The following is a 12,470-nucleotide window of genomic DNA, read 5'->3' on the forward strand; positions in this document are numbered from 1 at the left end:
TTGCCGCGATTCTCATGGGTTCTCCCTCATCACCTGGAAGGAGACTCGCAAATCGCGATTAAGTTGCATTATTTACGACGCACTACACTAGCGACGAGGTGCGCTCGGGCGCGGTCGACTTCTCGATCGGTGGCGACTCGATCCCACAGACGGAGTTGGAAAACAGGCTCGGCGTTCCGGCGAATCTCGGTGGCGCACAGATTGTGTTGCGCGGCGGCACGGCGGTCAGCCACGATCCAGGGCTTATCGCAAGGTCGTTGATCAGTGCAAGTCTGCGTTCGGAGCACGTGAGTTGTGTAGAAGGCGCCGCCGTGACGATGATGCGGCCGTCTTCTGGGGGCGCCGAGGTACGGCTGGCGGATGGTCGTGCGTTCCACGCCGCGCGCTCTGTGGTTGCCGTCGGGCCTTGGATCGTGGAGGAGCCTTTCGAAACGTTCGCTGACGCGCACGACGTGCGGATCAAGAAAGTCGTCGCGTTGCACGTCGACCACTCGCCGCAGCCTGACGCCGCAGCCGTATTCTTTCCACAAGACGACGCCTATCTGACGCCGTTGCCCGCCCGCAACCAATGGTTGTTCAGCTTTCGCAGCGACGAATGGGACTGCCGGCCTCGCAAGCACGCTTTGGAAATCAGCGAGCGCGACCGTGACCTGGCCAAAGACGTCTTGCATCGCTATCTGCCGGAGCTGGCCAATGTCTGCTGCGGTGGCCGGGTGTTTTGCGACGCCTACACATCCACAGGGGAACCGCTGGTCTCGCTCGACCGAAGCCGCGCGGCGGTTTTTGCTGGCGCTGGCAGCGGCGCGGGCTTCCGGTTGGCGCCGGGCATCGCTGATGAAGCCTTGCGCCTGATCGAAGCATGAGGCAAATGCCTCCCCTCTTCCTGTTTCTCTCAAATGCACACACATGACCACTACTGTGAACTCTTCGAGGCGGAAGTTTTTCCTAATGCCTATACCGCCGACGCCGAACGGCCGCCTGCATCTCGGCCATATCGCCGGGCCCTATCTGCGGATGGACATGCTGTGCCGCTATCTGCGCAGTCAAGGCCATCGTGTGCGCGTCGTGTCCGCCGTCGATGGTTTCGACTCGTACGTGCTCTGGAAGGGACTACAGGAGACTCGCCAGCCGGAGGACGTCTGTCGTGACTATCATGCGCAGATTGCCCGCGATCTGGCGGCGCTTGATATCGAAGTCGATGATTTTCTCGATCTGGTGCAAGGGCCGTACGCAGCCAGCCATGCTGATAACGCACGGCGCGCTGTCGAGACCCTCGTGGCGAGCGGTTGTACCGAAACCATCACCGAGAAGGTGCTGTACAGCCGCGCGACCGGCCGGTACCTTACGGGCGCATGGCTGACAGGCCAATGCCCGCAGTGCGAAGCGCCGGCGGCCGGTTATTTTTGCGAGGCCTGCGGTGCCCACTTTCGTCCTGAGTCGATGCTCCATCCCGAGCCACGGATGGGCGACGCCGATCTGGAATGGCGTGAGACGGAAAACCTCTTCCTGCGCGTGCCGGATGAAGCGGAACTTCTGCGGCGGCTGCAATCCGCGGGTGCACCGGAGAAGTTCATCGCGGTAGTGCTGCGGTCTTTATCGCGCGAGCGTGGCCTTTTCAGGTTGACTGCGCCCGGCGATTGGGGCGTCGCCTGGTCGGCGGACCGCTGGGGAAATCCCAGGGTACTGTTCGAGGCCGGATGGGAGTATGGCTTAACGTGCGGCGAGCGCTACGCGCAGATGGCAGGCGGCGAAGCTCATCCGATGATCCACGGCAGCGACGTGACGACGCTGGTCAGCTTTGGCATCGACAATGCCGTCCTGCTGTTGGCGGGCTCGGTTGCGGTGATGAACGCGTTGCCGGAGCGTCAGCCGTTCGATCACGTGCTGACGAACTACTTCTATAACCTTCAGGGCTCCAAGTTCTCGACTAGCAGGCTGCATGTCGTTTGGGCTGCCGATATCGTCGACATGACACCTGCGTCAAGCGATGCAGTGCGTTACTTTCTGGCTCGCGAGAGCCCGGAAGAGCAGACGACCAACTTCGACGTGGGCGACTTCATCCGCTTCGTCAACGATGACCTGGCAGGCATGATGCAAGCACGGATCTACGCCGCCTGGGAGACGCTGACGCGAGGTCCGCAGCGCGAGTGGTCCATTTCGGCTTCAGTGGCCGAGCGCTTCGAGGCGTCGTCGAGTACGTTGGATCACGCATTTCGACTCGATGCCGTCTCCGCGCGCGCTGCGTGTGCCGTGCTGCTTGCATGGGTCGGCCTGCCCCGGGTCGATCTCGGAAGTCCAGAAGAGGCATACGGTTGGCTCAAAGGCCTCGCGTATTTTGCCGCGCCAGTCATGCCCCGGCTGGCTGCCGAACTGTGGCGCGGGCTTGGACATGAAGGGATGCCGTTGCGGCACGATATGCTCTGCGCGTCGACACCGCATGCGCAAGGTAACTGCCGCGCATGGTTCTCACCGCTATCGCTGGAATCGCTCCGTCCATGCCTGCCAGTCAGCCTCTCGCTAGACGGAGTGGAAAGCCATGAGTGAGACTGCCGACGTTGTGGTGATAGGCGGCGGCTCGACCGGTAGCAGCGTCGCGTGGCATCTCGCGAGTGCCGGTCTGACGGTAAGACTGCTCGAGCGCGGGACAATCGCGTCGGGTTCTTCCGGCGATTCCCCAGGCATTGTCCGTCAGTACTATGCGAACCCCGCGTTGGCTCGACTCGCGGCGCGCGGCTTGCGAGCCTACCGGCAATGGGCCGAGACGTTCGACGGCGACTGCGGCTACCAGCGTACCGGTTTTCTGACTGGCGTGGCCCAAGCCGAGTGGGAGCACACCGGCGGACAGGTGCATCAGCAGCAATCGGATGGCATCGGCATTGAGCTCTATTCGCCAACGCAGATGCGAGCTTTGATGGCCGACCTCGAGGTTGACGGTCTCGCTGGCGCGGTATTCGAGCCGGATGCCGGCTACTGCGATGCACGCGCGACAGCGCGGTCTTTCGCACAGGGCGCTCGGCGGTTCGGTGCGGTCATCGACGAGCACCGGGCCGCGCGCCGCATTAACGCAGTCAACGGGCGGGTGACCGGCGTGGAAACCGATCGCGGCAGAATCGACTCCCCAGTCGTGGTCAATGCCGCAGGTCCTTGGGCGGCGTCTCTCGCTGCGACTTGCGGCGCCAATCTGCCGATTTCCGCGTCGAGGCAAAGCGTGGCCATCTGCAGGATTGGGGCGCAGGTGGACGAAGCGCGGTTGCCCGGGTACAGCGAAAGGGGGCTCGGTTTCTATCTGCGGCTGGATAGCCCTGGCGTCTATATGATCGGCTCCCTCCCTCCGGACGACAGTTGCCCGGTCGATCCGGACGCGCTTCGCCGCCAGATGAACGGTGACGTGATCCGGCGATATTGCGAACGTGCCGCGCAGCGTTTTTCCCGACTCTCGGGTGCGTCGCCGGTTGGCAGTAGGGTGTCATTTTTCGACGATACCCCCGATGGGAATCCGATCGTGGGCGTTGATCCGCGCATCGAAGGGCTGATTGTCGCTGCGGGTTTGTCGGGACACGGATTCAAATTCGCGCCGGTGTTTGGACAGGAAATCGCCGCATTAATCGACGGAGGAAAAATGCATGTTGACCTCCACCAGTTTGAGGTTAGCCGATTTATCGACTAACGTTCGGCGGTGCCGTTGAGATTGTTACTCGGTATCGGGGTGCCGTCAGGAAATGGAGTAAATCGTACGTTAGCCGCACTGCACAACCAATAAAATCAAGCGCTTATCTTCGTCGCTGATTGCTGGTGTTTGTCGACATGTGCGGGGAGAAGAAGCCTTACGCGACAAGGCTTTCCGGACCGCTAGCGTACGATTTTGTCCGAATCCTGAGCGCACCCCAAGTACACGTTCGCCCGCGGCAGCTTCGAGTTCGCCAGAGGCGTTGCACGAGAGATTCGGAAGTCGTCGAAGGACATTGCGGAGAACATCACTGAAATTCTCACGTCGATCAAGGCGAAAGCTGGAAAGCTGGGCGAGTTCGGACTTGCCCTTGAGAAGGAGCTTCGGGCGGCCGCGGAAGCGGATGCTTTGGAACATCACACGTCCGAGATTGCAAAAACAGGCAAACAGTTTGTCGTTCTCATAGACGATCTTGACCAAGGGTGGGATAACTCTGAACTCGCCAACAACCTTCTGCTAGGCCTGCTGTCTGCGTCCGCGTACATCTCCGCCAAGATTCCGAACCTGTACTGCTGCGTTTTCCTTCGCGAGGACGTCTACTCGATCCTTGTTTCTAAGACGCAGCATGCAGACAAGTATCGGAACATTGAACGGATCAGGTGGGACAAGAACGGGCTCATCTCCATGCTTAACGAACGTATCGCTTATAACCGACGCGAGCATGAGGCCGAGCCAGCGATAGATCTTTTTCATTCGGTCTTTCCCGAGATGGTTGGAACCACCTACGCTGACAACTGGCTGATCGAAAGGACTCTGTCTCGCCCTCGCGAGCTGATACAGCTTGCGCGTAACTACACGGAGTCTGTGAGCGATGACAAGCCGAGCGACACGGCGCCAAAGAACTCAGAGATCATCTACTCGTCATGGAAGCTGCAAGACGTGTGCAGCGAGTACTCAAACCAGTACCCCAATCTCCTGACTTTGTTCAACACCTGGAAGGCCATTTTCAATCGACACAAATACTCTTATAAAAAGACAGAGATCGTCGATAAGTTGGAGACGCTTCTTTTGGAAGTCGCGATCAATGAAACGTGGCTGAACGAGATCATGTCTCACAAGCATCCCGAGATCGAGCTGCTTCTCGTACTTTACGAGATCGGAGTTGTTGGTGATTACGTCGCTGGGGGGTCTGGAGGCGGCGCGAAGGTCTATTACTCTTTTGCTGATACGCACGAACCACGTTTCGATGAGGTCCACTTCCATCCCTGTTTCAGGAAGGGTCTTAACATGGTAGAGCGCATCCGGAACTAGCGGGCGCGTTGTCTCGAATAGTGACTCACGCGCAGAGCATTCACTCGCCACACGAAGCAGTCGTCGATAAGGAGCGGCGACGTCGGCGACGCGTACGTCGGCTACTTGGGGGCCCAACGGTCACTCGACTGGCCCCCATTCCGATGCGGCGAACGACAGTTCGTGGCCGAGCGGCGACATCCTCGAAGACCTTCACATTCGGACGATCTTCGGGGGACATTGAGCACGGTTACCGGCCTGCGCTCAGTTCCTGCTGTCGCCGCACTCGCGCGTCCTCCTCAAAACGTGTCTCTTCGAGTTCCTGCAGCACGCCATCGAGGTCCACACGTCGCGTGTCGACCTCGATGCGGCCGCTCAGTTCGGCATCGACATGCAGCCGGCCTGCTTCGAAGAGCGTCCAGATCTCCGTGCCATAATTTGCGGTGAGTATTTGCGGGGCAAATCGCCCGAAGTACGCGGCCAGGTTGTCGACGTCACGCTTGAGCATCGAGGCGGCTTCATTGTTGCCGGCTGCGTCGACGAGCCCGGCGGACAGCACCCGACCCGAAGCTGTCTATCGATCGCAGAAGATCAAGTGGCCGGTATGCGAAGGCGGATTCAACCGGCCACTGGGTGCAGATCAGAGCCGGTTCCCCATGCGGAGGTGACGCGGGACACCTGCCTGGGCACTAGACGGCCGCTTCAGCATAGCTGCCCGGCAGTTCCCGGTCAGTACCGCTTTTTCGGCGGCAACGACCGTTTGATCTGCTTGCGCAGGCGTGCCGCTGCAGCAGCTTTTTTGCGCTTGCGTTCTGCGGTAGGTTTTTCGTAGGCTGTCCGGGCACGAAGCTCCGGAATCAAGCCGGTGCGCTCGATCGCGCGACGGAAACGGCGTATTGCAACTTCCACGGGCTCGTCGGGTTTCAGAATTACGGTAGTCAATTTTTTCCTTGGTTGAGCGCTCGCCGGGTAACTGCTGCCGCGGCAGGCGCACTATGAAGACATCTCTTGTTCGTCCGATCTCACCTCGATCGTGCCACCGTGTGCCGCGGCTATTTAGCAGCGCTCGTGGCACTGCAAGATCACTGACGCTTCGAAGCCTCCTTCAGCTTCTTCGCGTCCTTCTTTTCCTTCGGCGTTCTCGTGGCGACTTTCTTTTCCGTCTTCTTGGCGTCATGGGCTTTGCTCACGATGGTCTCCTTTTATGTCGAATTTGACAGTGTACGACGCAACGCCCCTTTCGGCAGGCATGGGTTGACTCAAAAATACGCCGAGGCGCTCGCAATTAGCATCGCGTGCCTGCCGCACGGTTGCCCGGCCGGTCGACATAAAGCGGGACTGAAATCAACGTGGAAGCACCGAGGTTCGCCGGATCGACGTGCGGTTCGATTTCGATGCGGTTAGGGTAATGGCCGCTCGGCTCGTCAATGAGGACGTGCTGGCTCGTCACGAAGAATAGTCGCCTCTCTCGGGAAGAAAAAACCGCTCGGGCTCGTCACCATCGTATCCTGCGAAACGTATGCAATCGGATAGCCGTTAGCAGCAGTGAGAATCCATGAAATTTTCCTGCCCGTTTGGCCTTATCTCGATGCAACCCGAAAAGCGTAATCGGCGGCTCTCGACGGTGATCCCTCAGATCACTCTGGAACCGCAATATCGCCCTTCACGAGTTGCCAGCCGTACACCTCGGCAAAATTCTTCGCGCTCTGTGGATCGTCGAATAGAGGCATGTCCGGGCAACCGCAAAACGGATAGATAACCCGCTTGTCGTAAAGGCGGGTCACCTTCAAGGTCGGCACGGCGCCATTTATCGTCCGGCGGGACGAGGCGACGACCTCATAGCTCTTCTCGCCTAGCATAGATGCTGCATTCACGTTTCCTCGCGCATTGGACCGTATCGCCGTTCGCTCATAGATCACGCATAGACTGCCCGTCAACCTCGCCATCAATCAGGCGCTCCGCATAGTCGTTGGATGCCCTGCGCGCCTCGCCCGCATCGCCAAACGGCGCACGATGTGGGATCCGAAATACGCGGCTGGCCGTCAGTGTGCCGTCGGTGCCTCGGCGGCATATCCTGACGGCAGCGTCAAAGCCGGCATCATAGTCGAATGACCCAACGGCCTCCCGGGGAATGTGGGAATAGACGAGGGGATAGATCTCCAACCCTCTGTAAGTTCTGACGTACTCGCTCATGATGTAGTCCAAAGGTGTGAGCCATGACGAGAGGTAGCCGGGGACCGCCCAGCGTGTGGCAAATGGGCGATTGCCGCAAACGAAATGGCGACGCAGCGCGCCGCGGAGCTCGGGATGGAGCAACTATCGCAGCGGCGCAGCTAGCGGAATCGGCGTCCGGAGAGGGAATATCGCTTCCTCTGGAACGAGGAGAGAGCTGACCAGCAGTAGACGGGAATCAAGTGCCGCCCGTGGAACGCGAACTCCGAGGGACGACGGGCATGAGAGAAGCCTAGAACCGACGCAAGCAGTATACCACCCGGCCCTGTAGTGGGCCGCCCCCTTTTTATCGAGCGTCAGACCAAGCGCCGGTGATCCGTGGTTTCGGATTAGCATCGTAGTCCGGCGGCCATGCCGCTTGGGACCGCGGCCGATGGTGATCGTACGAAATCAAGTTCGATGACTAACCGATGTTAGCCCCGCATCGCGAACGTCTGCTGCCAGAAGCGCTCGCGACATTGGAATGCTGAATCGTCCGGAACTGGATCTGCGAAATTTGACTGCCGGGTTGCGTACTAATCGCGGAATGACGCACGGACAATCGAGGCGGAAGTGCCTTCGGGGAGGCGTTACGGGAAGGACTCAGCGAACCGCCCGCAACCCTTCCCGCCTGCCAGACTGGAAGCTACCCATGCAAACCATGGAGGGTGACATGATGTCCGTCTACGTGGTGAAGACCGGTGAGCAGTTCCTCTGAACCGCCGAGGACGGCGACATCGGCATGGTATCGGCGATCGAAAATGCCACGTCCTTCCTTCGTATGAGGAAGCGGAAAAAAGCGGCAAACGAGCACGCCGACCCCGGATACGAAATCGTAGCCGTCTGCGTTATCAGACACTGACGCGGAGTCCGCTGGGGCGCTCAGCGAGGGAGGCCACTACCAATTTCTCTGGCGCCGCGCGATATGGTGCTCCGGTCGACAGCATCCGAAATCATCTGCGAATGGGCCTGCCTTGCGCATCTAGATTCGCACGACGGTCAACGCGCGCGTTGATCGCCTTCATCACGGGCTCATGGCCGCCGACCGACGAACCGTCTTTCACGAACGCTCTCAGACGCGCGGCAAGCCCTCCATAACTTGCGGTACGGAGTGGGGCGCATGGAGACCCGTCACCCTGGCTATTCACCCAGCACCCTACCGCGGTTTCCGTGGCGTGATGAATACCGCCACTGGGCGGCCGCCACGGTCTCGCGCGCCTCTTGAGCACGGCGCCGCTTTGTCTCAGTGCGGCCAGGAGCGGCCAGTCGACATAGCAGCTCGAATCGCTAACAATCTGGGCTGAAGATCGAGGCAACGCAATGCGGTCCTGATGCAGCAGAACGGTGGGGCTACCCGGGAAGCCGTTAAACTGTTGGGTTTTGTCGAGCGCGTGACGGCATGAGGGAGCGCCCTGCGCAACTACTTAGAATGCATTCAGTTCGGGCGGCACTAGCTGGCCCAACCGCCAGGTATGGAATTTAGAAAAGACATAAACGGCCTGCGCGCGATTGCGGTTATAGCAGTTGTTCTCTTTCACTATGGCGTCAGGTATTTCGACGGTGGATATGTCGGCGTAGACGTGTTTTTCGTCATCTCGGGCTTCCTGCTAACGTCGATCGCACATGGCAGGCTCCAAAAGCGCCAATACTCCGCCGTTCAATTCATGTTGAACCGTCTTCGCCGGATATTTCCTGCCCTTCTGGTGACGGTGATCGGATCCTGGATATGGGCGACGCTGTTCTACCTGCCCGATGACTTCAGCAGGCTTGTTCGGAACGGCACGGCGGCGCTTTTGTTCCGGTCGAACTACGCGTTCCTCGGCGACGCGGGCGGATATTTCGCGCCCGATGCGCGTTCGAACATTCTTTTGCATACGTGGTCGCTCGCTGTTGAGTCTCAGTTCTACCTCATGTTCGCGATCACATGCGCGCTGTTCTGGCCAGCGGCCGGGGCGCGGCGGAAGGTGGCGGGATGGCTGGTGTTTGGCGTTGTCGCTCTATCGTCGCTGGCATGGTGTGTCGTCCATACGCCTGCGCATCAGCCGAGCGCCTTTTACCTGCTATGGGGCCGCGCGTGGGAGTTCATGGCTGGTTCGGTGGTGGCTCTGCTCCCGGCCAGACCGCGTCGCGGCGCTGCAAACGTCGTGGCGGTTGCGGGCGCGGCCCTGTTGTTGGCCGCGGTATTCGATCTTCGCGCGGACGATCCCTATCCCGGTTGGCGAGCGATCCTTCCTGTCGCGGGAACTGCGCTCATCATCTATGCGAGTGAAGGTTTCCTGACGACGGTTCTTTCTAGCGGGCCGCTTCAGTTTCTCGGCGCAATTTCCTATTCGGTTTATCTATGGCACTGGCCGATCCTGCTCATGTTTCGAGAGCGTGCGGGTGCCGAGCCGTCGCCCCTCCAGGTGGCGCTTCTGATTCTTGTTTCGATCGCGGCTGGATGGCTTTCCTACACATGTGTCGAGCAACCGGGGCGAAAGCGGTTGGGCAATGTTCCCATCACTGTCTTGCTGGCGGCTTGCGTCGCCTCGGGCTTCGCCTTCACTGCGGTTCTCAACAAAACGGACGGCCTGCAAGGCAGGCTACCGCCGTACCTCCGCGCCGCGTCGACGGCCATGAAGAGCGAGGGACCGCGCTCGTATGAGTGTCAACGGGACGTGGATGGCACCAAGCATTCGCCAGGCGATTTTTGCAGTTTGGGCGGCATGCCGTCGGGCGCTAATCCGACGATCATGCTGTGGGGCGACTCGTTCTCCAACATGGTCCAGCCAATTGTAGACGGCGTCTCAGCTGAGACGCATGTTCCCGGCATAGTTGCTACGCTGGGTGGGTGTCCTCCGTTCAGGGGAAAGGTATTTCCGGGTTCCGGGGCAGAGATTTTTCCGGGGTGTGAGCGATACGCAAACTTCGCCTTTGATCACTTCATGGATACACCGTCGATCAAGCTCGTCGTGGTGGCGGGTGACTGGCAACGATATGAGCCGATCTACGAAGGGAACGTGTTGAAGGGTATCGCAAAGGTTCTAGTACCACTGTGTTAACAAACTACTCGATTTTCCGGCCGCAGCACGGGCACCGTTCGAGACGGGCAAGCAGCGCGGCAGCAAGCTCCAGTCGCAGCGTTGTAATGGAGTCCGGCACGTGGCGCTGCTTACGCAGGGGCGCCCCGGGGCCGGAAGCTCTCGGGTAAGGAAGGCACTTCGCGGGGTAGCCGATGGGCTTGAGTTTTTTTTTGCGCCACCAGGCGTTCGGTGACGAGAAAGCCATAAGCGGCTATGCACAGCGTCGCGTGGTGATGAAAGCCGCGCCAGCTGCGCCCCTCGAAGTGGCCCAGACCGAGTTCCTGCTTGAGCTCCTGATAATCGCGCTCAATGCGCCAGCGCAGTTTTGCAAGTCGCACGAGTTCCTTGATCGGCGTATCAACCGGCAACGTGCTGAGGAAGTATTTGGTCGGCTCGACTTCTGCGCTAAGCCACTCGACGAGCAACCATTGTTCCTCGGCGGTCTCAGATGGCTGGGCTGCGCGGGAGGCGCAGTGCACCCGTATTGCCGCAAAGCGCGACGACAAGGCGGCGTTGGTGCCTTCTCGCCATGTGACGGTGCGAAAGCGCCGCGACGGCAACCGCATGGCCAGCTCTTTTGCCTGCAGCGGCGCCTGAGCTTGCATCTGCAGGCTGCCCGCGCCTGTCACCCCGACCACATACGTGAAGCCCATCTCCGCGAGCTGCTCGCGGAACCCGGTGCTCGCCCCGTAACCGGCATCTGCCAGAACCAGTTGCGGCAGGCATTCCACCTCTGCGAGGTTTTCAAGCAGTTGCAGCGCCAGCATCGGCTTGGTGACGAACTCAAGCGCTTCAGGCACTTTTGCAGCCTTACGCCGGTCCGCGTCATCGGCCCAGCTTTGCGGCAGGTACAGCTGATAGCGGACCGGCAGACTGAAGCATTCATTTGCGAGCGAGACGCTGACCGCCACCTGGCAGTTGTCTTGCTTGCCCAACTGGCCGCAGTACTGCCGGGCGACCCCCACCGAGTGCTTGCCCTTCTTCGGAAAGCCGGTATCGTCAATGATCAGCGCCTCAGGTGGTCCCGCACGGCGGCTGATCCGCTCAAGCGCGTAACTGCGCACTGTATCAAGCACCGCCTGATCTGACCACGGTGCATCTGCTACAAAGTGATGCAGACGCTGGTGTTCCGAGCGCACCCGGTCCGGTGACAGATGCGCAGCCATGGGCTCAACGCTCTTGCGCCTGACCGGCAACATCAACCCCGTGCAGTAGCCACGAAATGGCTCGATACGATCAGCGTGCCCCAGCGACTGAGCCATCAGGGACACGTACTCCTCGAACCGCTCTGAATGACATTCCATCGCACTCCTCATAATCTTCTTGAAGACAAGCGAATAATGCCTTATTTTTTTAACACAGTGGTATTAGCTATCTGTCGCGCGAAGAGATGCTGGCTGTGATCGGTAAGCCAGATGATTCCTGGCTAAGCCAACGCGATCATACGCTGTTCCTGCTGATGTACAACACCGGAGCGCGTGTCTCGGAGATCATCGGGGTAAAAGTTGGCGACGTGGTCCTGGACGAGGGTTCTGCCTGCGTCCATTTGCGTGGCAAAGGACGAAAGCAGCGCAGCGTCCCGTTGTGGCGGTCAACTGCGAAGACGATACGGGCATGGCTGAAGGTAAATCCTGAATTCCAACCCACATCGCCGCTGTTTCCGAACCGGAATGGCCATGCAATGACGAGAGCCAATGTTGCATTGAGGCTAACACTGGCTACCGGGAACGCAGCCGGAACCTGCCCCAGCCTTGCAAAGCGACATGTATCGCCTCATACCGTCCGTCACGCCACCGCCATGCATTTACTTCAGGCAGGTGTCGACATCAGCGTCATTGCACTATGGCTCGGACATGAGAGCCCCATCACGACGCACCACTATGTCGAAGCCGATCTCAACATGAAGGAACGTGCTCTGGCCAGGCTTCACGAACCGCAGACCGGAATTCAGCGCTATCGGGCACCGGACTCGCTGATCAACTTCCTGAAGGCACTGTAATTATGCAAAGGCTGGAATTCGAACTGGCCGCTGCCCATCGGCTCTCTGGGGGGGGCGCCGGCCAGCTACTTTCCATAATCAACGACTTGGCATAATCGGCCCTGTACTAAACCGCTGATGCGGTAGTGGGAGAAGAGCAAGGGTCAGTGCCTCGCGTTCGCCTCGTGCGGTTACCTGATGCCAAAACAGCGAATTGGCGGGAAGGCCACCAGGAGCAGGATAGAGATGCCCGACCGGGCAT

Annotated in this window: 10 protein-coding genes and 3 pseudogenes; 7 read left to right on the forward strand and 6 right to left on the reverse strand. The window is 59.7% G+C overall.

Annotation, left to right across the window (positions count from 1 at the left end; genetic code table 11):
• Window positions 1-98 precede the first annotated feature (98 nt).
• From HWY30_RS36335 to HWY30_RS36345, 3 genes are read left to right on the forward strand one after another with little or no spacing between them, the layout of a single operon-like run.
• On the forward strand, window positions 99-863 hold the full coding sequence (locus HWY30_RS36335) for an FAD-dependent oxidoreductase (protein WP_244145145.1): 765 nt from the start codon (window positions 99-101) through the stop codon (window positions 861-863).
• A 43-nt stretch (window positions 864-906) separates the two neighbouring features.
• Window positions 907-2,544, forward strand: coding sequence for a methionine--tRNA ligase (locus tag HWY30_RS36340; protein WP_090812769.1), 1,638 nt, complete (start codon window positions 907-909; stop codon window positions 2,542-2,544).
• Complete coding sequence (locus tag HWY30_RS36345; protein WP_090812768.1) at window positions 2,537-3,667, forward strand: NAD(P)/FAD-dependent oxidoreductase; 1,131 nt, start codon at window positions 2,537-2,539, stop codon at window positions 3,665-3,667. The genes HWY30_RS36340 and HWY30_RS36345 overlap by 8 nt, the downstream gene beginning before the upstream one ends.
• Window positions 3,668-3,736: 69 nt before the next feature.
• On the opposite strand, the gene HWY30_RS36350 is transcribed toward HWY30_RS36345, so the two are convergent.
• Window positions 3,737-4,084, reverse strand: coding sequence for a hypothetical protein (locus HWY30_RS36350; protein WP_143037375.1), 348 nt, complete (start codon window positions 4,082-4,084; stop codon window positions 3,737-3,739).
• On the opposite strand from HWY30_RS36350, the gene HWY30_RS36355 reads away from it, so the two are divergent.
• Window positions 3,995-4,978: a P-loop ATPase, Sll1717 family gene (locus tag HWY30_RS36355; RefSeq protein WP_425199426.1), complete on the forward strand. Its 984-nt coding sequence runs from the start codon at window positions 3,995-3,997 to the stop codon at window positions 4,976-4,978. The two genes, HWY30_RS36350 and HWY30_RS36355, sit on opposite strands and share 90 nt — an antisense overlap.
• A 229-nt stretch (window positions 4,979-5,207) precedes the next feature.
• Here HWY30_RS36355 and HWY30_RS36360 read toward each other — a convergent pair.
• The 4 genes and pseudogenes from HWY30_RS36360 to HWY30_RS36375 all read right to left on the reverse strand — a co-directional run.
• Window positions 5,208-5,498 (reverse strand): annotated as a pseudogene (locus tag HWY30_RS36360) (PA4780 family RIO1-like protein kinase); the annotation flags it as partial.
• A gap of 188 nt (window positions 5,499-5,686) precedes the next feature.
• The gene (gene rpsU, locus HWY30_RS36365; RefSeq protein ID WP_090812766.1) at window positions 5,687-5,899 is read right to left on the reverse strand and encodes a 30S ribosomal protein S21; all 213 of its coding nucleotides are present in this window, start codon (window positions 5,897-5,899) and stop codon (window positions 5,687-5,689) included.
• A 695-nt stretch (window positions 5,900-6,594) separates the two neighbouring features.
• The gene (locus HWY30_RS36370) at window positions 6,595-6,816 is read right to left on the reverse strand and encodes a DUF6723 family protein (protein ID WP_090812765.1); all 222 of its coding nucleotides are present in this window, start codon (window positions 6,814-6,816) and stop codon (window positions 6,595-6,597) included.
• Between the two features lie 49 nt (window positions 6,817-6,865).
• Complete coding sequence (locus tag HWY30_RS36375) at window positions 6,866-7,150, reverse strand: hypothetical protein (protein WP_090812940.1); 285 nt, start codon at window positions 7,148-7,150, stop codon at window positions 6,866-6,868.
• Window positions 7,151-7,841: 691 nt separating this feature from the next.
• Between HWY30_RS36375 and HWY30_RS42145 the strand changes: the two are divergent.
• Together HWY30_RS42145 and HWY30_RS36380 are read left to right on the forward strand one after the other, a co-directional pair.
• A pseudogene (locus HWY30_RS42145) lies at window positions 7,842-8,030 on the forward strand (hypothetical protein).
• Window positions 8,031-8,640: 610 nt separating this feature from the next.
• Window positions 8,641-10,209 carry an acyltransferase family protein gene (locus HWY30_RS36380; protein ID WP_090812764.1) on the forward strand — a complete coding sequence of 523 codons (1,569 nt, stop codon included), beginning with the start codon at window positions 8,641-8,643 and terminating at the stop codon, window positions 10,207-10,209.
• A gap of 113 nt (window positions 10,210-10,322) precedes the next feature.
• Here HWY30_RS36380 and HWY30_RS36385 read toward each other — a convergent pair.
• Window positions 10,323-11,534 (reverse strand): annotated as a pseudogene (locus tag HWY30_RS36385) (IS701 family transposase); the annotation flags it as partial.
• A 71-nt stretch (window positions 11,535-11,605) separates the two neighbouring features.
• Between HWY30_RS36385 and HWY30_RS36390 the strand changes: the two are divergent.
• Window positions 11,606-12,229, forward strand: a complete 624-nt coding sequence (locus HWY30_RS36390; protein WP_279613326.1) for a tyrosine-type recombinase/integrase — start codon at window positions 11,606-11,608, stop codon at window positions 12,227-12,229.
• Window positions 12,230-12,470 lie beyond the last annotated feature (241 nt).

The organism is Paraburkholderia tuberum STM678 (genome assembly GCF_902833905.1).
Taxonomy (GTDB): Bacteria; Pseudomonadota; Gammaproteobacteria; order Burkholderiales; family Burkholderiaceae; genus Paraburkholderia; species Paraburkholderia tuberum.